Here is a 20,411-nt window from a genome sequence, read left to right as displayed (position 1 = left end):
ATGCCCGCTCCAGTTCGACTCGCCGTCCCGTTTCGCCCGACGCTTCTCGCCCTGCTGTGCTCTCTGACGGTCACCGCTCACGCCGCTGAAGGCGATAACAAAGAGCTGGTGCTCGACAACGTCAACATCAACGCACAAGCCCCGACGCCCGATGCCCTGCCCCCGGTTTACGCCGGTGGTCAGGTTGCTCGCGGCGGCCAGTTGGGCGTGCTGGGCAATCAGGACATGATGGACGTGCCATTCAGCGCCGCGTCCTACACCGAGCAACTGATCCAGGATCAGCAAGCCGAAGACGTCGCCGACGTGCTGCTCAACGATTCATCGGTGCGCCAGGCCTCCGGTTTCTCCAACCAGGCGCAGATCTTCATGATCCGTGGCCTGCCGCTGACTGGCGATGACATTTCCTATAACGGCCTCTACGGCGTGCTGCCACGGCAGATCATTTCCACCGATGCGCTGGAGCGCGTGGAAGTGTTCAAAGGCCCGAATGCCTTTATCAACGGTGTGACCCCGACCGGTTCCGGCATCGGCGGCGGCGTCAACCTGCAGCCCAAGCGTGCCGGTGACGTGCCACTGCGCCGCTACACCACCGACATCAACAGCGAAGGCCGCATCGGTCATCACTTCGACATCGGTCAGCGTTTCGGTGAAGACAACCGTTTTGGTGCACGGGTCAACCTGTCGCAACGCGAAGGCGACACCGCCATCGATCACGAAAACCAGCGCTCGAAACTGTTTGCCATCGGCCTCGATTATCGCGGCGATGCACTGCGCGTTTCCGGCGACTTCGCCTACCAGAAAGAGCGCGTCAACGGTGGCCGCAACTCGGTCAACCTCGGCACTGCCACGCACATTCCGGACGCACCGTCGGCCGACACCAACTACGCGCCGAAGTGGGGCTACACCGACATCGAAGACACCTTCGGCATGCTCCGCGCCGAGTACGACCTCAACGACAACTGGACCGCCTACGCCGCCGGTGGCGCCAAGCACACCCGTGAAGTCGGGCGCTACAACTCGACCACACTGGTCGGCAACAACGGTGCCTCGAACACCACCGGCTCGTTCATCCCGCACGACGAAGACAACACCAGCGTCATGGCCGGCCTCAACGGCAAATTCACCACCGGCCCGGTCAGCCACAAGCTCAACTTCGGCCTGACCGGCATCTGGACCGAACAGCGCAGCGCTTACGACTTCGACCTGACCAAGTACGCCAACAACATCTACCACCCGGTAGAAACGCCATCGCCGGTCGGTAACTTCGCCGGCGGCGACAACAGCGATCCGGGCATCACCGGCAAGACGTTCAACCGCAGCGCGGCGATTTCCGACACCCTCGGCTTCTTTGATGATCGCCTGCTGATCACCGCTGGCCTGCGTCGTCAGCAACTGGTGGTGCAGGGTTACAGCTACGCCAGCTACGGCAGCGGTCCGCGCTCTTCCAGCTACGACGAATCGATTACCACGCCGGTCTACGGCATCGTCTTCAAGCCGTGGGAACACGTGTCGTTCTACGCCAACCACATCGAAGGCCTGGCGCAGGGCCCGACCTCGCCGACCACCTCCGGCTCACGCGTCGTGATCAACGGCAACGAAGCCTATGCACCGGCACGCTCCAAGCAGACCGAAGCCGGGGTGAAAGTCGACATGGGCACTTACGGTGCGAGCCTGGGTGTTTATCGTATCGAACAGCCGAGCGACGGTTACTCGGAAATCATCGACGCCAACACCTCGCGTTATGTGCGTGAAGGCGAGCAGGTCAACAAAGGCGTGGAAATGAACGTGTTCGGCGAGCCGATCAGCGGTCTGCGCCTGATCAGTGGCCTGACCCTGATGGACACCGAGCTGAAGAACACCCAGAACGGCGCCAATGACGGCAACCGTGCGATCGGCGTACCGACCTTCCAGTTCAACGCTGGTGCCGATTGGGACGTGCCCGGCCTGCAAGGCGTAGCGCTGAACGCGCGGATGCTGCGCACCGGTGGGCAATACGCCGATGCGGCGAACAACCTGAGCCTGCCGACCTGGAACCGTTTCGATGCGGGTGCGCGTTATGCGTTCAAGGTTTCGGAGAAAGACGTGACCGTGCGTCTGGGCGTGGAAAACCTGGCGAACAAGAAGTATTGGGAATCGGCTCAGGGCGGTTACCTGACGCAGGGTGAACCGCGTGTGGCGAAGTTGTCGGGCACTATCGACTTCTAAGCGTCACCGTCATGTAAAAAGGCTCCGTGGCTTTGATGGCTGCGGGGCCTTTTTTGGTTTTGTGGGGGATTTTCCGGCCTCATCGCGAGCAGGCTCACTCCTACATTTGATCCAGGTACATCAAGCCTGTAGGCGTGAGCCTGCTCGCGATGGCGGTTGAACTGGCCAGCCCGTCCTTCTGATCCATACTTGTTGCACAGCAACAGGAGGACAGGCCCATGAACCGCAGCGACGTTCTGATCATCGGCGCCGGCCCCACCGGGCTGGTGTTGGCCCTGTGGCTGAGCAAACTCGGCGTGCAGGTGCGCATCATCGACAAGACCTCTGCACCAGGCACCACTTCGCGGGCGCTGGCGGTGCAGGCGCGGACGCTGGAGTTGTATCGGCAACTGGACCTGGCCGACACCGTGGTGCGCAACGGTCACCGGGTGGCAGCGGCGAATTTCTGGGTCAACGGCAAACCGGTCGCACAGTTGCCGCTGAACCGCATCGGCGAGGGCCTGACGCCTTACGCGTTCGTCGAAATCTTTGCGCAGGATGAGCATGAGCGGCTGCTGATCGATCGACTCGCCGACTATGGCATCAGTGTCGAACGCGAGACGACCCTGGAAAGCTTCGAAGAAAGCGGCGACGGCATCACCGCGCATCTGCGTCTGCACGATGGCGAACAGGAAATCTGCCAGGCGTGTTATCTGGCAGGCTGCGACGGTGCCCGCTCGGTGGTGCGCAAAAGCCTCGATGCAGGATTTCCCGGTGGCACCTATCAGCAGATTTTCTATGTCGCAGACGTGCAGGCCAGCGGCCCGGCACTGAATGGCGAACTGCATCTGGATCTCGACGAGGCCGATTTTCTCGCGGTGTTTCCACTGGCCGGCGAAGGCCGCGCGCGGCTGATCGGCACCGTACGTGATGAACGCGCGGAGCGTGCCGAAACCCTGGCGTTTTCCGATGTCAGCAGCCGCGCCATCGAGCACCTGAAAGTCCATATAGAAGACGTGCACTGGTTCTCGACCTACCGCGTGCATCACCGCGTGGCCGAGCACTTTCGCAGCGGGCGCGCGTTCCTGCTCGGCGATGCTGCGCATGTGCACAGCCCGGCGGGCGGTCAGGGCATGAACACCGGCATTGGCGATGCGATCAATCTGGCGTGGAAACTCGCGGCGGTACTCAGCGGCGGTGCCGAGCCGGGTCTGCTCGACAGCTACGAAACCGAGCGCATTGCCTTCGCGCGCCGGCTGGTGTCGACCACCGACAAGGTGTTCAGTTTTGTCACTGCCGAGGGCCGTCTGGCCGATCTGCTGCGCATGCGCGTGGCACCGTTTCTGATCCCGAAAATGGCCGCGTTCGAAGCCAGTCGCGAGTTCCTGTTTCGCACGGTGTCACAAGTCACCCTCAACTATCGCGGCATGCCGCTGAGCCAGGGTGCCGCCGGCCACGTCCACGGCGGTGACCGCTTGCCGTGGGCGCATGATGGCGAAGGGGATAATTACGAACCGCTACGCCAGCCCTGCTGGCAAGTGCATGTGTATGGCGACACCAGCGACGAAATGATTGCCTGGTGCCACGAGCATCATTTGCCGCTGCATGTGTTCGACTGGCGTCCGGCGTTTGAAACAGCAGGCTTGGGGCGTAACGGTTTCTACCTCTTACGCCCGGACACCTACGTGGCGCTTGCCGACAACAGCGCCGACCCGAAAGTGATCGAACGCTACTTCCGCGATCACGGCATCCGCCCCTTCTTCAACTGCCCCTGACCTAAGAACACCACAACCCCCTGTGGGAGCTGGCTTGCCAGCGATGACGTCAGCACAGTCAAAATCAATGTTGACTGATCCACCGCTATCGCTGGCAAGCCAGCTCCCACAGGGTTGTGCGTTGTTGCTTAGATTCCGGCCAGGGCCAGGTCCATCGCAAAGTAGGTGAAGATCAGATCCGCACCCGCGCGTTTGATCGCGCCCAGGCTTTCACGCACCACGCGATCTTCATCAATCGCACCGGCCTGCGCGCCGAATTTGATCATCGCGTACTCGCCGCTGACCTGATACGCCGACAGCGGCAGGTTCGAGGCTTCACGAATGTCGCGGATGATGTCCAGGTACGCACCGGCCGGTTTGACCATCAGCGCATCCGCGCCTTCCTGCTCATCAAGCAACGATTCACGCAACGCTTCGCGGCGGTTCATCGGGTTCATCTGGTAGCTTTTGCGGTCGCCCTTCAGCGCGCTGCCACCGGCCTCACGAAACGGGCCATACAGCGCCGAAGCGAATTTGGTCGAATACGCCATGATCGGAATCTGCGTGAAGCCGGCTGCGTCGAGTGCCTGGCGAATCGCCCGCACCTGGCCGTCCATCGCCGCCGACGGCGCGATCACGTCAGCACCGGCATGCGCGGCTGCCACGGCTTGTTTGCCGAGGTTGATCAGGGTCTGGTCGTTGTCGACTTCATGGTTGTGCATCACGCCGCAGTGGCCGTGATCGGTGTATTCGCAGAAGCAGGTGTCGGACATCACGATCATTTCCGGCACGGCGTCCTTGGCGATGCGCGACATGCGCGAGACCAGACCGTCTTCACGCCAGGTGTCGCTGCCATTGCCATCCAGATGGTGCGACACGCCAAAGGTCATCACCGACTTGATACCCGCGCGGGCATAACGCTCGATCTCGCTGGCCAGTTTGCGCTCGGGAATACGCATCACGCCGGGCATGCTTTTGATCGGCACGAAGTCGTCGATTTCTTCCTCGACGAAAATCGGCAGGACCAGATCGTTCAGGCTGAATTCGGTTTCCTGGAAGAGACTGCGCAGGCTCGCATTGCGGCGCAGACGGCGGGGACGTGCTTCGGGGAACTGGCTGGACATGAGGCTTTCCTGAAATCGGAAGATGAGACGAAAGTCGTAGGGGGCGAAGCTTATGCCTTGCGGGGGGCGGGGTACAAACCTGGATCAATCAAGAGTGAATTACCGGGCGCGCAACAATCTTTCAGAACACTGTAAATCCCTGTGGGAGCTGGCTTGCCAGCGATCGCGGTGGTTCAGGCAACACAGATGTCGACTGTGCCGGCGTCATCGCTGGCAAGCCAGCTCCTACAGGGTTATGTCTGTAGCCCGAAAATCAGGAGGGGATGGTCAGGCCGCGGACGACCGCCGGGCGGGCGAGGAAGCGCTCGAGCACGCGGGTGACGTTGGGGAAGTTCTGAATGCCGACCAGATCACCGGCCTCATAAAAGCCGATCAAGTTGCGCACCCACGGGAACGTCGCGATGTCGGCAATCGTGTAGCGCTCACCCATCAGCCAGTCGCGGCCTTCCAGGCGGGTATCGAGAACTTTCAGCAGGCGCTTGCTCTCATCGACATATCGGTCACGCGGGCGCTTGTCCTCGTAATCCTTGCCGGCGAATTTGTTGAAAAAACCGAGCTGGCCGAACATCGGGCCGATACCGCCCATCTGGAACATCAGCCATTGGATAGTTTCGTAACGCAGCGCGCCTTCCTGCGCCAGCAACTGCCCGCTCTTGTCGGCCAGGTAAATCAGGATCGCGCCGGATTCGAACAACGGCAGCGGCTGATCTTCCGGGCCATGCGGATCGAGAATCGCCGGGATCTTGTTGTTCGGGTTCAGCGACAGAAACTCCGCGGACAACTGATCGTTGCTGTCGAAAGCGACCTTGTGCGGCTCGTACGGCAGGCCGATTTCTTCGAGCATGATCGAGACTTTGACGCCGTTGGGGGTCGGCAGGGAGTAGAGCTGAATCCAGTCAGGGTACTGCGCCGGCCATTTCTGGGTGATCGGGAACGCGGACAGATCGGTCATGGGAAGCATCCAGTCACAAATTGAACCCCGATATTAATGTAGGAGCTGCCGAAGGCTGCGATCTTTTGATCTTGAGCCTTCAAGCAAGGTCAAAAGATCGCAGCCTGCGGCAGCTCCTACATGAACCGTAACATCCTGTGGTTAAGCTGCGACCAGACCGTTGAAGGTTGCCGCTAAAGTGCGGGATCGAACCAAATCGGCCTCAGAGGACTCTGAGCTATGCCTTTGTTGCAAAGGAAGCCGTTCACGACAGGGAAAACACCCGGTGCTGGGAGCCCGCGGTGTAAAGGTTTGTCCGCCTTAACCGAAATTGCTGAAGAACCCCTTATTCCATGACGAACTTGATAAGTTTCGCCAAACGCTTCAAACAACGCGCTTACGTGGTCCTGCCCTCCCTGCTGGCGGCCAGTGCGCTGTTTCTGTCGCTTGAATCCAGCGAAAGCCGCGCACAACCGGCGGATGGCACGCAGACGCTGGTGTTCCTGCGCCACGCCGAAAAGCCCGAGGGCGGTCTCGGCCAGCTCAACTGCCAGGGTTTGAACCGCGCCATCGACCTGTCGACGCTACTGCCGGAAAAATTCGGCAAGGCCGACTATGTGTTCGCCGCGAACCCGACGCGCAATGTCGAGGAAGGCGAGCTGGACAATTCCTACAGCTACATTCGCCCGCTGATGACCATCAGCCCGGCAGCGATCAAGCTCGGCTTGCCGGTGAACATCGAGTTTTCCGCCAATGACACCAGCGACCTGGCCCGCGAACTGCTCACCGACAAGTACCACAACTCGACGATTTACACTGCGTGGTCCCATGGTTATCTGCCGGAATTGATCAACAAGGTCGCGGGCACAGCGGTCGGCGGCAAACAGAACATTACCGATGACTGGTCGGGCGACGATTTTGATTCGTTGTACGTGCTGACCCTGACCTGGCACAACGGCAAGGCCAGTTTGCAGAGCCACAGCTACAAGCAGGGGCTGGACCACGGCAAGGAAACCTGTCCGACCTGAGTCATTTGTTGCCTTTACGGGCCCCATCGCTGGCAAGCCAGCTCCCACAGGTATCGTGGATATACATAATATCTGTGTACATCCACAATACCTGTGGGAGCTGGCTTGCCAGCGATGAGGCCGGAAAAAACACTAGGAATCTTTCTGATTCACCCGCCCACGCAAATACTCGATCACCGCCCCGCTCTCCCCCGCAAACTCGATCCGCCCGCCCTTTTTCTCGCGCTGGAACACATACATCGGGTCGTAATACTCGCGCAGGAGCCCCTCGATCCAGCCGCGATGCAGATCCACTGCGCCGCTATGCCCTTGCTCGATCAACGCCGCTTCCATCAATAGCAACATGCGCTGATGACGCTCACCGCCGAGGCGTTTCTGCACGTTATTGAGGCTTTCCAGCAGCCGCTCCGAGAACAACGTGAAACCCTCCTCCCCGTGCACCGTCGAAAATTCCGCCGACAGATCCACCACGTAATCGCGCAGAATCCGCTCCACGCGATCCTCAAAACTGTCTTCCAGCCAGACCATCGGGTACTGCTGCATGCCCTGATACAGCGGCAGCGGCAAGGCGCAACTGCCGACCACCCGGCTCTCGTCTTCCAGCACGAACTGCTCGATGCCGGCAGCACGTTTCTTGAGGATGTCGATGGCCAGACGGTTTTCAAAATCGATGTTGGAGGGCTGCCCGGTAGCCCGTTTGCCGAAACTGGAACCGCGATGATTGGCGTGACCTTCCAGGTCCAGGCCGTTGCGCAGTTGCCCCAGCACTTCAGTCTTGCCGGTGCCGGTCATGCCGCCCAGCAGGACAAAATCACACTGGGCGATGGCCTGCTCAGTGGTGTCGATCAGAAAGTTGCGCATCGCCTTGTAACCACCGCCGACGCGCGGATAGTCGATACCCGCTTCGTCACGCAGCCACTGTTGAGTGATCTGCGAACGCAGGCCTCCGCGAAAACAATAGAGATAACCATCAGGATGGGCGCGGGCGAAATCGGCCCAGGCCTGGATGCGCTCGGCTTTCACCGCGCCGCTCACCAGTTGATGGCCCAATTCGATGGCCGCCTGCTGACCGTGTTGCTTGTAGCAGGTGCCGATTTTCTGCCGCTCGATGTCGGTCATCAGCGGCAGATTGATCACGCCGGGAAACGCGCCCTTGTGAAACTCGACCGGCGCACGGGCATCCATCAGCGGCCGGTCGTTGAGGAAAATGTCTCGGTAGTCAGTGCAGTCGCGGAGCATCAAATCACCTCGACTGCGTTCGTCTGTCGCTCAACCAGTTCGCCGATTGGCGCCAGGTTCAGGCCCAGTTCGGCGGCGACGGAAAGGAACTCGGCATCGCCTTCAGGGGTAACGGCAATCAGCAGCCCGCCGCTGGTTTGCGGGTCGCAGAGCACACGTTTGTGCAGTTCCTGCACGCGGCCGACCTTGCTCGCATAGCTGTCGAAATTGCGCAGGGTACCGCCGGGCACGCAACCCTGATCGAGGTAATACTCGACGCTGTCCAGACGCGGCACCCGGTCATAAACGATGCGCGCCGTCAGCTTGCTGCCGTCTGCCATTTCCACCAGATGACCGAGCAGGCCGAAACCGGTGACGTCGGTCATCGCCGTGACGCCGGCGAGTTTGCCGAAGCGGCTGCCAGGCTTGTTCAGGGTGCACATCCAGTCACGGGCCACGCCGACGTCGGCGGCGCGCAACTTGCCCTTCTTCTCGGCGGTGGTGAGGATGCCGATGCCCAGCGGTTTGGTCAGGTACAACCGGCAACCGGCGGTGGCGGTGTCGTTGCGTTTCATGTGGCGTTTTTCCACCAGGCCGGTGACGGCGAGGCCGAAGATCGGCTCCGGCGCATCGATCGAATGCCCGCCTGCCAACGGAATGCCCGCTGCGTCGCACACCGCGCGGCCACCGCGAATCACTTCGCGCGCGACTTCCGGCGCCAGCACATTGACCGGCCAGCCGAGGATCGCAATCGCCATCAGCGGATCGCCGCCCATCGCGTAGATGTCGCTGATCGCGTTGGTGGCGGCAATGCGGCCGAAGTCGAACGGGTCGTCGACAATCGGCATGAAAAAGTCGGTGGTCGAGACCACGCCGCGCTCGGCATCGATCTCGTACACCGCCGCGTCATCACGCGAAGCGTTGCCAACCCAGAGTTTCGGATCAAGGTTCTGCGCACCGCTGCCGGCCAGAATCACCTCCAGCACCTGCGGGGAAATCTTGCAGCCGCAACCGGCGCCGTGGCTGTATTGGGTCAGACGAATCGGCTCGCTCATGGGGAAGTCTCAGGCTGTGAATGGAGCCGATTCTAGCAGAGCACGGACAGCCGGACTGAAAGCCAACAGATCAAAGGATCGCAGCCTGCGGCAGCGCCTACACAAATCCCATGTAGGAGCTGCCGCAGGCTGCGATCTTTTGATCTTAAAAAAAACCGCCCTTGCGGGCGGCTAAAAGTGCTTCGACCCTAAATCAGAAGCCAAGGCTGAAGCTGATGGTCATCGCGTGGTCGTTGTTGTCATTCGACAATTGCCCCGAATAACCCACTCCGAGTTTGCCGCTCGGGCTGATCTGGAAGTCCACCCCTGCTTCGACCAGCGCGCTGTCCTTGGCGATCGGTACGCCTTGGGTGCTGAACGAGGCGCCGCCGTCGATGAAGCTCAGGTCGGCGTCAGGTTTGGTGTCGCCGAAGGCATGGCGCCAGCCGATGGCCGCGCGCGGGGTGAATTGCCCGCCATTGGCCAGGGTGATGACTTTGCCGGCGCGCAGGCCGAGGGTCGAGAAGGTGATGTCCTGATCGGCTTCCGCCTTCAGTCGCCCTACCCCGCCTTTTTCCTTGGCCTTGTCGGAGTCGTAGTTGACATACGACAGACCGGCGAAGGGTTCCAGGGCAATGCCGCCGGCTTCAATCGTGTAACCGACTTCACCAAACACCTGAGCGCTGCGGGCGTCGTAATTGGCCTTCAGGCGATCGTTGTAGCTGCCGACGCTGACGTCGCGTTTGGTCTCGATGTCGTGCCAGCTGTAAGCCGCGCCGAGGCGCACGGCCAGTGCATCGAACTGCGAGTTGAGGTACGCCGCCAGGTGGTAGCTTTCGACGGTCGCGTCCGAACGACGATCATGCGCATCGAGGTCGCTGCGGGTGTAACCGGCGGCCATGCCCACGCGCCACTGATCATCGAGTTGCTTGTCAGTGCCGAGCATGAAACCGCTGAGGTTGCGATCGAGACTGGCGGCGTTGCTGTCGCCATCCGACTCGCCCCAGGCGCCGAGTGCGCGGGCCCAGCCGACCATTTCGCCGTGGCAACCGTTGCTGCTCAATTGGTTGTCACTCGGCGCCAGGGCGCGGCGTGGATCATCCGCGGCGCTGCACGATGGCTGGCGCATGCGGTCGTTGACCGCTTCGCGCACGTAACGCGAATCCTCGAGGATGGCGCTGGCGGTGCTGGCATGGATCTCCCCCGACAGGCTGTCGAAGGCATTGCGCGCACCAGCCACGCTGAGGTTGACGATTTCGCCCTGCAACGCCGCACCCGCCGCACCATTGCGCATCAACGCCGAGGCAGTGTTGCGCTGGTTCTGGGTGGCGGCGACATCGACAAAGGAGTTGCCGTTGCGACTGACCACCAGATTGACGGCGTTGGTGTCGTACACCAGTGCCGAATCGAGGAACGCGTACTGCGGCAAGTCCGCAGCACTGAAGGTCCCGACCACACCGCCACCTGCGGTGATCAGCGAGTACACGGTATTGCCGGTGAACGGCGCCAGCGAGTTCACCTGCAAGCCGCCACCCAGCGTCGCCGTGCCACCGACCGCCAATGGCGTGGCGGTTGGCGAGCTGATGGTCAGCGCCAGCACGCCATCGGAGGCGTTGGTCAGGTTGCCGGCAACGCTCAGCGTGCCCGCCTCGGAACCGGATTGCACGACGCCGTGGTTGATGATCGAACCGACGCTGCCGTTACCGCTCAGGCCTGCACCGTTGGCCACGGTGACTTGTCCACCGAGCGAGGCCCGCGCCGAGCGGCTGCCGACTTGCAGCACGCCTTGATCGACCGAGACCGTACCGTTGAACGGTTGATTGCCGGTCAGCAACAACGTGCCGTCGCCGCGTTTGACCAAGGCGCCCGTGCCACTGAGCACACCGTTGAACTGGCCGTTGGCATTTTGCTGGAACACCAGCGACGCGTTGTCGAGGATGTTGCCCTGCAGACTGGTGGTGTTACCGATCAGCGTACCGCCGCTGACCGTGGTGCCACCGCTGTAGGTGTTGGCACCCGTCAACACCAACGTGCCGGAGTCGAGTTTCTCGATACCGCCGGTGCCCACCAGCGGCACGGAGATTTGCGCGCTGGCCCCGGCATTGACGCGCACCGGTGCAAGGCTGCCATCCGGACCGTTGACTGGTGTCAGCGTACCGCCGGCACCTGGCGTCAGGCTGTAACCATTGGTGAGAAATTGCAGGCCGGTAAAGTTCTGATTGCCCTGCACGGTGACTGTGCCGCTCTGGCCACCGAACACTGCAAATTGACCATTCGAACCGAGGGCCTGAGTGCCTGTCGGGTCCGTCCAGTTGGTGCCTGGCCCCCACACGCCACTGCCACCGCCGATGCTGCCGTCGGGATTGGTGGTGCCGCCGTTCCAGAACTGCACCTCACCCGGAGTGCCTTGCACCAGCAGGTTGATCTGATTGGCGATGGCCGTTTGCAGGGTCAGGTTGGCCGCCGCTACCGGCAGGCTGCCATAGACCAGACCGTTGTCGGTCAGGCTGCCACCGTAGCGAAACAGTTGATACACCCCGGTACCGAAGCCGCCAGCATTGCTGACGTTCAGCGTGCCGTCGAGGGTCAGGTTGCCGGCGACATCAACCACCGTGGTCGAGCTGGTTGCCGAGCCGAGGCTGAAGTCCAGATTGGTCCCCGACGACAGTGCCAGCGCACCGACCGACAACGGCGTTGCCGCGCCGCCACCAACCAATGTCGCGCCGCTGGCCAGTTGCACCGCGCCGCTAAGCTGGCCGCTGCCGCCGAGTTTTGCCCCGCTGGCAACGCTGACGTTGCTGCTGTTGAGCGTGCCGTTGACCAACAGGCTGCCGGCCTGCACCGAAGTGTTGCCGGTAAGGCCGTTGTTGCCGCTCAGGAGCAATTGCCCGCTACCGGTTTTGTTCAGCGTGCCGGTGCCGGTGAGGTTGCCGGTGTAACTGCCATTGGCGTTCTGTTCAAAGGTCAGCGTGGCGTTGTTGACGATCGCACCTTGCAGGCTGCTGGTGTCGCCGCGCGTGCTGCCGGCGTTCAGCGTGGTGCCACCGCTGTAGGTGTTGGCCCCGCTGAGCACCAGATCACCGGTGCCGTTTTTCACCAGGCTGCCACTTCCGGTCACCGCGCCGATCAGCGTGGTGTTCTGGTTGCCGGCGAGCGTCAGTTGCGCGCCGAGGTTGATTGCGTTGGCCAGTTGCAGCGCCGAGGTGCTGTCGAGGGTGCCATTGCCGGTCACGCTCAGTGCGCCACTGCTGATCGCGCTGTTGTTGCCCAGAATCAGCGTGCCGCCGGCGAGTTGGGTGCCGCCGCTGTAGCTGTTGTTGCCGTTGAGGGTCAGGCTCGACGCGCCGGCCTTGATCAGGCTGCCCGTGCCGCTGATCACGCCGTCCAGCGTCAGGGCGTTGGAGCCGGCGACGGTCAGGCCACCGTTGAGCACCACGGCATTGCCGAGGGTGACGGCGGTGTTGCTGTCCAGCGCGGTGCCCGCAGCGGCAGTCAACATACCAGTGCCGAGGGCCGCGTTGTTGCCGACGACAATCTTGCCGCCATTGAGCGCCGTGCCGCCGGTGTAGCCGTTGGCCGCGTTGAGCACCAGCGTGCCGGTGTCGTATTTGCCGAGGGTGCCGGCACCGTTGAGCGCCACACCAATCGTTGCAGTGGCGTTCGGGTCTACCCGCACCGTGGCATTGCCCAGCGAACCGTTGACCAGATTCAGCGAACCCGCCGTGCCGTTGACCAGGCTGTAGCCATCGGTGACGAACTGCATGCCGGTGACGGTTTGCGCACCGTTGACGGTGACCGTGCCAGCCGCGCCCTGGAACACCGCGAAGTTGTTGGTCCAGGCTTGGTTGGTGGTGCCGTTGACGTCGGTCCAGTTGGTGGTGCCGGTGCCCCAGGTACCGCTGCCACCCTCGACCGAACCGTTGGCGACCAGCTGATTGCCGTCCCAGAACTGCACGGTGACGCCCGGTGCAGTCACCAACAGGTTGATCTGATTGGCCAGCGCGGTTTGCAGGGTCAGGTCGCCCGGGGTCACGCTGCCCGGCACGCTGCCGATCAGCATGCCGTTGTCGGTCAGGCCGCCGGTGTAGTTGATCAGGCGATACACGCCGCTGCCGAAACCACCGATGTCACTGACGTTGAGCGTGCCGTCGAGGGTCAGGTTGCCGCCGACATTGACCAGCGCATTGCCGCCACCGGACACCGGAGTGCCAAGGCCGACGTCGAAGTTGGAGTTGCCGTTGAACACCAGCGAGTCGACCGACAAGGTGCTGCCGGTAACGCCTGCCAGATGACCGCCATCCGCCACGGTCACAGCACCGGTCAAGGTGCCGCTGCCCCCGAGGGTGCCGCCGTTGTTGACCAGCACGTTGCTGCTGGCCAGCGAACCGTTGACCTGCAGGCTACCGGCGTTGACGCTGGTGTCGCCGGTCAGGTCGCTGATGCCGCTGAGGGTCAGGGTGCCGGTGCCGAGCTTGGTCAGGCCGCCGTCGCCGCTGAGGATGCCGGCGAAGGTGCTGCTGATATTGTTGCCGCCAAGGCTCAATGTGTTGCCCGTGCCGATCAACGCCGTGCCGCTGCCAGTGAGGCTGGCCAGGCTGCCCGAGGCGCCAAGGTTGAGCGCCGCGCCGTTTGCGAGATTGAGCGTGGCATTGTTGCCGAGCGCCCCGCTGCTCAGCGTGGTCAGGCTGCCGGCGAGCACATCGAACGTGCCGCTGAACGTGTTGCTGCCGCTCAGGGTCACGTCGGACAGACCGTTTTTGGTCAACGTGCCGGCGCCGGCGATCACACCACCGAGGGTCAGATTATTGTTACCGGCCAGGCCCAGATTGGCGTTGACGTTGAGGTTGTTGGCCAGTACCAGCGGCGCGGAATTGTCGAGGGTCGAGGCGCCTGCCACGGTCAGCGCGCCGCTGCCCAGCGAGCCGCCGGTGCCGAGCGTCAGCGTGCCGGCGTTCAGCGTGGTGCCGCCCGAGTAAGTATTGATGCCATTGAGCGTCAGGTTCGACGCGCCGTTCTTGATCAACCCGCCCGCGCCGCTGACCACACCGGCGAGGGTCAGGTTGTTGCTGCCGGTGTTGCTCAGATTGGCGTTGAGCACGACGTTGTTGCCCAGGCTCAGCGCACTGTTGCTGTCCAGCGCCGAGGCACCGGCCACGGTCAGGTTGCCCAGACCCAGCGCCGAGTTGCTGCCGGCGGTCAACGTACCGGCGTTGAGGGTGGTGCCGCCGAGGAAGTTGTTGTTGCCGCTGAGGGTCAGGTTCGACGCGCCGTTTTTGCTCAGGCTGCCGGCGCCATTGACCGTACCGGCAAGCGTCAGATCTGCCGTGCCGACGATGCCGAGGTTGCCGGCCAGATTGACCGCGTTGTTCAACGACACCGCCGTGCTCGCATCCAGCGTGGTGCCGCCCGCCGCATTCAAGGTGCCGGAACCCAGCGCCGAGTTCGACGCCAGAATCAGTCCACCGGCATTCAAGGCTACCGGGCCGAGGAAGGCGTTATTGCCGCCGAGGGTCAGGTTGGCCGTGCCGGTTTTGATCAGGCCACCGGTGCCGCCAATCACGCCGTTGAGGGTCAATGCATTGCTGCCGACCACGGTGAGGTTGCCGTTGAGCGTGGCCGCGTTGGCCAGCGTCACCGCCGCATTGCTGTCCAGTTGCGTGCCGGCATTCGCCGTCAACGTACCGGTACCCAGTGCAGTGTTGCTGCCGACGATGATTTTGCCGCCGTCCAGTTGCGTGCCGCCGGTGTAGGCGTTGGCACCGCCCAGCACCAAGGTGCCGCTGTCGAGTTTATTGAGGATGCCGCTGCCATTGATGTTGGCGTTGATGGTCGCCGTCACGCCCGGATCGACGCGCAACGACGTGGTGCCGCCAGTGCCGTTGACTGCCGTGAGTTGCCCCGCCGCGCCATTCACTACGTTGTAGCCGTCAGTGAGGAATTGCATGCCGGTAAACGCTTGTGTGCCGTTCACCGTCACCGTGCCGGCGGTGCCTTGGAATACTGCGAAATCGCCGGCCCATGGTTGGTTGACCAGACCGTTGGCATCGGTCCAGTTGGTGCCGACCGCGTTCCAGGTGCCGCTGCCGCCATCGACCACACCGTTGGCGATGGTCTGACTGCCGTCCCAGTAACGGATGTTGACGTTCGGCGCCGACACTTGAATGTTGATCTGATTGGGCACGCCGGTCTGCACCAGCAGATCGCCGAGGCCGTAACCGACCGGCACGCTGGCGACGTCCAGACCGAGATTGGTCAGGGCGCCGGTGTAGTTGAACAGGCGATACACGCCAACGCCAAAACCGCCGGCATCGGTGACGTTGAGATTGCCGTCGAGGGTGAGGTTGCCGCCGACATTCATCAGCGACGTGGTCGACGGTGTTGCCAACGCGACATCGACGTTGCTGCCGGCCGCGAGAGTCAACGCACTGGCAGACAGTTGGTTGCCCGACGACAAGGCCAGATGGCCGCCGCTGTTGATGTTGACGCTACCAATCGCCGAACCGGTGCCGGTGAGGGTACCGCCGGTGTTGACGTTGACCTGCGCACTGGCCAGCGAACCGCTGAGGTCGACGGTACCGCCATTGATCGCGGTGTTGCCGGTGATGCCGTTGATCCCGGTGAGGTTCAAGGTGCCGGTGCCGACTTTGACCAGGCCGCCGCTGCCACTGAGATCGCCGTCGAAGGTGCTGGTGACGTCGCCGCTGCCGACGGTCAGCAGGTTGCTGCCGGTCAGTTGCACACTGCCGCTGCCGGTCAGCGCACCGAGGCTGGCGTTGCTGCCCAGATTGAGCCCGGCGCCGGCGCTGATGTTGACCCCGGAGGTATTGCCCAAGGCGTTGTTGTTGAGCGTGGTGACGCTGCCGGAGATGATGTTCAGCGCACCGGTGAAGGTGTTGTTGCCGGCCAGGGCCAGGTCCGACAGACCGTTTTTGGTCAGGCTGCCGGCACCGTCGATGATGCCGTTCAAACTCAAATCATTGTTGCCGGCGACGGTCAATCCAGCGTTCAGCGTGATCGCGTTGCCGATGCCGAACGACGCGCTGTTATCCAGCGTCGCCGCGCCGCCGACGATCAATGCGCCGCTGCCCAGACCGTTGGCATTGCCCAAGGTCAGCGTACCGGCATTTAAAGTGGTGCCGCCGCTGAAAGTATTGTTGCCGTTGAGGGTCAGATTGGCAGTGCCGTTCTTGATCAGTGGGCCAGTACCGCTGGTGACGCCGCCGAGGGTGAGATTCTGCGTGCCGCCCACGGTCAGTCCGGCATTCAGGGCGACCGCGTTGTTGAGGCTGACCAGCGGCGAGTTGCTGTCCAGCGTCGACGCGCCAGCGACGGTCAATGCGCCAGAACCCAATGCCGAACTGTTGCCGACGGTCAGTGTGCCGGCATTCAGCGTGGTGCCGCCGAGGTAGTTGTTTGCTGCATTGAGAATCAGATTGGCCGTGCCGTTTTTCACCAGGCTGCCGGCACCGCTGACCAGACCGGTCAGCGTCATATTCGCCGTGCCGCCGATGTTCACAGCGCCGGCCAGCGCGACGGCGTTGTTCAGGCTGACGGCCGTGTTGGCGTCCAGCGTGGTGTTGGCCGCCGCGTTCAACGTACCGGAACCCAGCGCGGTATTACTGCCGACGATCAGTTTGCCGGTGTTCAACACGGTGTTGCCAAAATAAGTATTGGCGCCGTTGAGAGTCAGATCGGCAGCGCCGTTCTTGGTCAATCCACCGATACCGGCGACCACACCGCCAAGGGTCAGCGCATTAGTGCCGCCTACAGTCAGAGTGCCGGAGAGGTTGACGTTGTTGGCCAGCGTCGCGGCAGCGCTGGCATCGAGGGAGGTGCCGTTCGAGGCGTTCAGTGTGCCGGTACCAAGAGCTGTGCTGGAGCCGACAATCAGCGAACCGGCATTCAGCGCCGTGGTGCCGGTGTAGGTGTTGTTGCCGTTGAGGGTCAGGCTCGAAGCGCCGGTTTTGATCAGCCCGTTGCCGCCACTGATCACCCCGCCAAGGGTCAGTGCGTTGGCGCCGCCGGCGGTGAGGTTGGCGTTGAGAATCACGTTGTTGTTCAGGGTCACGGCCGAGCTGCTGTTGAGCGTGCCCGCGCCTTCCACCGTCAAGGCCCCCGTGCCCAATGCTGCGCCGTTGCCGACGGTGAGGCTGCCAGCATTCAGCGTGGTGCTGCCGCTGTAGGTGTTGGTGCCGTTAAGCGTGAGATTGGCGGCGCCGTTTTTCACCAGTTGGCTGGCGCCGCTGATCACCCCGCCGAGGGTCAGCGCGTTACTACCGCCGATCCCCAGGCTGTTGTTGAGGATGACGGCGTTGTTCAGGGTCACCGCCGCATTACTGTCGAGGGTAGCTACACCGCCCACGGTGATGTTGCCGCTACCCAGCGCCGCGTTGGCGCCTGCGGTGATGGTGCCGGCGTTCAGCGCAATGGCACCGAGAAAGGTGTTGGCGCCATTGAGTATCAGGTTGGCCGCGCCGTTTTTGGTCAGCCCGCCGCTGCCGCTGACGATGCCGCCGAGGGTCAGGTTGGCGCTGCCGCCGACGTTGAGATTGCCGCCGAGCGAGACCGCGTTGGTCAGTGCGACTGCGGTGCTGGCGTCGAGCGTGGTGCCCGCCGCCGTGGTCAGCGCGCCAGTGCCGAGCGCGGTGTTGGAGCCGACAATCAGCGTGCCGGCATTCAGTGCGGTGCCGCCGGAGAAGGTGTTGTTGCCGCTGAGGCTCAGGTTCGCCGTGCCGCTCTTGATCAGGTTGCCGGCGCCGCTGACGACGCCGCTCAAGCCCAGTGCCTGGGTGCCGCCAATGGTCACGCCGCCGGCCAGTGCGACGGCATTCGCCAGTGTCACCGCAGCAGACGCATCCAGCACAGTGCCGGCCGCCGCACTGAGTGCGCCGGTACCCAGCGCGGTATTGCTGCCAACGAACAACGTGCCGGCATTGAGGGCGGTGTTGCCTGAGTTAGTGTTGCTGCCGGTCAGGGTCAGGCTGGCAGTGCCGGATTTGGTGATGCCGCCAGTGCCGCTCAACACGCCGCCGAGGGTCAGCGCATTGCTGCCGAGCACGTTGAGCGCGCCGGTCATGCCGATGTTATTGGCCAGCGTCACGTTGGTGGTGCTGTCGAGGCTGGTGCCGGCGGCGGTGTTCAGCGCACCGCTGCCCAGCGAGTTGTTATTGGTCACCAGCAGGCTGCCGGCACTGAGTGTGGTGGTGCCGGTGAAACCGGAGTTGGCGCCGCTGAGGGTCAGGCTTCCGCTGCCGGTTTTGGTCAGGCCGCTGCTGCCGCTGATCAAGCCGCCGAGGGTCAGTGCGCCCGTGCCGCCGGCCGTCAAGGTGCCGCCGAGGCTGATGGCGTTGGCCAGGCTGATGGTGCCCGGTGCGCTCAGCGTTGTCGCGCCGGTGACGTTGAGGCTGCCGGTGCTGAACGCCTGATTGTTGCTGACCTGCACCGTGCCACCGTTGAGCGTGGTGTTGCCCAGATAGGTGTTGGCGGCGCCGAGGTTAAGTTGTCCGGTACCGGCCTTGGTGAAACCGCCGCTGCCGGAAATCACCCCGCTCAGGGTGGTGGCATTGCCGCCTTGTACCGTGACGCCGCCGGCACCGACGGAAATCAGATTGCTGATGTTCAACCCGGCATTACTGGCCTGCAGAATCCCGCCGTTGGACGTGAGCACGCCGCTGCCGAAGGTGGCGTTGTTGTTGAAATTCGCGATACCGCCGTTGAGCGTGGTCGCACCGCTGACCAGTGGCCCCTGCAAGGTCCAGGTGCCGCTGTTGAGGGTCAGGTTGTTGAAGTTGACGTAGGTGGCGCTCGATGCCGTGCCATTCTCGGCGATACCGCCGCCGACGCCGCTGGTGTTTTGCAGGATCAGGCTGTTAGTCCCCCCCGCACCGCCATCCACCGTACCCGTCGGGGCGAAAGTCAGGTTGATATTGACCAGACCACCAAGGCCGACACTGATCTGCACGCCGTCACCGACCTGCACCGAAGAACCGGTCACCGCAGTGAAGGTGTTGGTGCTCCCCGCGCCCATCGACACACCGCCGGTAATCGCACCGGCGTTGGTGAAGGTGTTGCCCGCCGCCGAGGTTTCGAAGGCTATACGGCCGTTGATGACACCAGTGTTGCTGTTGGTCATGTGGACCTGCGAGCCACCGTAGACGCCGATCACCGGGGTGTCGGCCAGGGTGATGCCGCCGATCGAGAGTCCGGTGGAGGTAATGGTGCCGTTGTTGGTGAGGGTGGTGGTGCCGGCAGCGGCGTTGTTCACCGCGATGGCCAGGCCATTGACGCTGGTCAGGTTAAGCCCAAGCAACATGCCGGTACCGCGCATGATCGCGCCCGTATTGTTGAGCACATTGACCGTGCTGGTCGCGCCGTTCCCGATAAATGCACCGCCGCTCAACACCGATATCAGACCAAGGACTGCCGGATCCATGATGCCGGAGTTGTTCAGGGTGATGCCGACCCCCGTCAGGTCCATGACATGCCCGCCAAGGGTCGCGTTCATCTGCGCGCCGCTGTTGACGTTGACCGTCAGGTTGTTCGTGGCACTGGCGAAGTCGTTGGGAACCAGTGGCAGTGGCGGCCCCCCCGTACACGTCACGATTGAACCGGCCGTGGAGCATGTGGCCAGCGCAGGGGCACTGATCCCGCCGAACAGCAGCCCGGCGACGCTCAGATGCACAGCAAGGGAAAGAGGGGAAAAACGCGAAACGAGGGCGATACCAAACCTTGCTTCCACGGGCTACTCCTTGTCGTGGCCAATTTCTTCCTTGAAGGCGTGCAAAGCCGCGCTTATTCCACACGCGAATCAAGACTGCGACGGTCATCACAAAACCGTTGATTGGGGACAAAGCTAGTAGACGCCCGGCAATGGGGCACGGATTAAATGGTGTTAATACTTTAATACTAGAGGCGTCTGGAATAAGCGTTTCAGCCCGTATCCACGGGGCTTCAACCTGCCCCAGGACCTCGGGTATGGCCTTTGTGGCGAGGGGATTTATCCCCGATGGACTGCGCAGCAGGCCCACGCTTCCAAGGGCCGCTACGCGCCCCATCGGGGATAAATCCCCTCGCCACAGGATTCGTACCCGACGGCATTTTTTACGCTCTTGAAAAATGTGATCGTTCTGTCAGAAAAA

The 20,411-nt window shown here is 62.6% G+C and carries 8 protein-coding genes; 3 read left to right on the top strand and 5 right to left on the bottom strand.

All coding sequences use genetic code 11. The features are described 5' to 3' along the window. Both ACQ4MY_RS12675 and ACQ4MY_RS12670 read left to right on the top strand, forming a co-directional pair. The gene (locus tag ACQ4MY_RS12675) at nucleotides 1–2,205 is read left to right on the top strand and encodes a TonB-dependent receptor (RefSeq protein WP_008081469.1); all 2,205 of its coding nucleotides are present in this window, start codon (nucleotides 1–3) and stop codon (nucleotides 2,203–2,205) included. A gap of 218 nt (nucleotides 2,206–2,423) precedes the next feature. Then, a complete protein-coding gene (locus tag ACQ4MY_RS12670) occupies nucleotides 2,424–3,959 on the top strand; it encodes an FAD-dependent oxidoreductase (RefSeq protein WP_440095335.1) in 1,536 nt (511 codons plus the stop codon). 128 nt (nucleotides 3,960–4,087) lie between these two features. Here the strand turns inward: ACQ4MY_RS12670 and hemB are convergent, their stop codons facing one another. Together hemB and ACQ4MY_RS12660 are read right to left on the bottom strand one after the other, a co-directional pair. Further along, the gene (gene hemB, locus ACQ4MY_RS12665) at nucleotides 4,088–5,062 is read right to left on the bottom strand and encodes a porphobilinogen synthase (protein WP_008081471.1); all 975 of its coding nucleotides are present in this window, start codon (nucleotides 5,060–5,062) and stop codon (nucleotides 4,088–4,090) included. A gap of 253 nt (nucleotides 5,063–5,315) precedes the next feature. Next, a complete protein-coding gene (locus ACQ4MY_RS12660) occupies nucleotides 5,316–6,014 on the bottom strand; it encodes a glutathione binding-like protein (RefSeq protein ID WP_440095333.1) in 699 nt (232 codons plus the stop codon). 332 nt (nucleotides 6,015–6,346) lie between these two features. On the opposite strand from ACQ4MY_RS12660, the gene ACQ4MY_RS12655 reads away from it, so the two are divergent. After that, the gene (locus ACQ4MY_RS12655) at nucleotides 6,347–7,021 is read left to right on the top strand and encodes a hypothetical protein (RefSeq protein ID WP_008081474.1); all 675 of its coding nucleotides are present in this window, start codon (nucleotides 6,347–6,349) and stop codon (nucleotides 7,019–7,021) included. A 132-nt stretch (nucleotides 7,022–7,153) separates the two neighbouring features. On the opposite strand, the gene mnmH is transcribed toward ACQ4MY_RS12655, so the two are convergent. From mnmH to ACQ4MY_RS12640, 3 genes are all read right to left on the bottom strand, one after another. Then, complete coding sequence (gene mnmH, locus ACQ4MY_RS12650) at nucleotides 7,154–8,260, bottom strand: tRNA 2-selenouridine(34) synthase MnmH (protein WP_008081476.1); 1,107 nt, start codon at nucleotides 8,258–8,260, stop codon at nucleotides 7,154–7,156. Next, a complete protein-coding gene (gene selD, locus ACQ4MY_RS12645; protein WP_440095332.1) occupies nucleotides 8,260–9,294 on the bottom strand; it encodes a selenide, water dikinase SelD in 1,035 nt (344 codons plus the stop codon). The genes mnmH and selD overlap by 1 nt, the downstream gene beginning before the upstream one ends. 193 nt (nucleotides 9,295–9,487) lie before the next feature. Then, nucleotides 9,488–20,011: an autotransporter-associated beta strand repeat-containing protein gene (locus tag ACQ4MY_RS12640; RefSeq protein WP_440095331.1), complete on the bottom strand. Its 10,524-nt coding sequence runs from the start codon at nucleotides 20,009–20,011 to the stop codon at nucleotides 9,488–9,490. Between the last annotated feature and the right edge of the window lie 400 nt (nucleotides 20,012–20,411).

Origin of the sequence: Pseudomonas sp. SM4, from assembly GCF_051913165.1 — a bacterium.
In the GTDB taxonomy this organism is placed as follows: Bacteria; Pseudomonadota; Gammaproteobacteria; order Pseudomonadales; family Pseudomonadaceae; genus Aquipseudomonas.
This window is presented reverse-complemented; position numbering and strand designations above follow the sequence as displayed.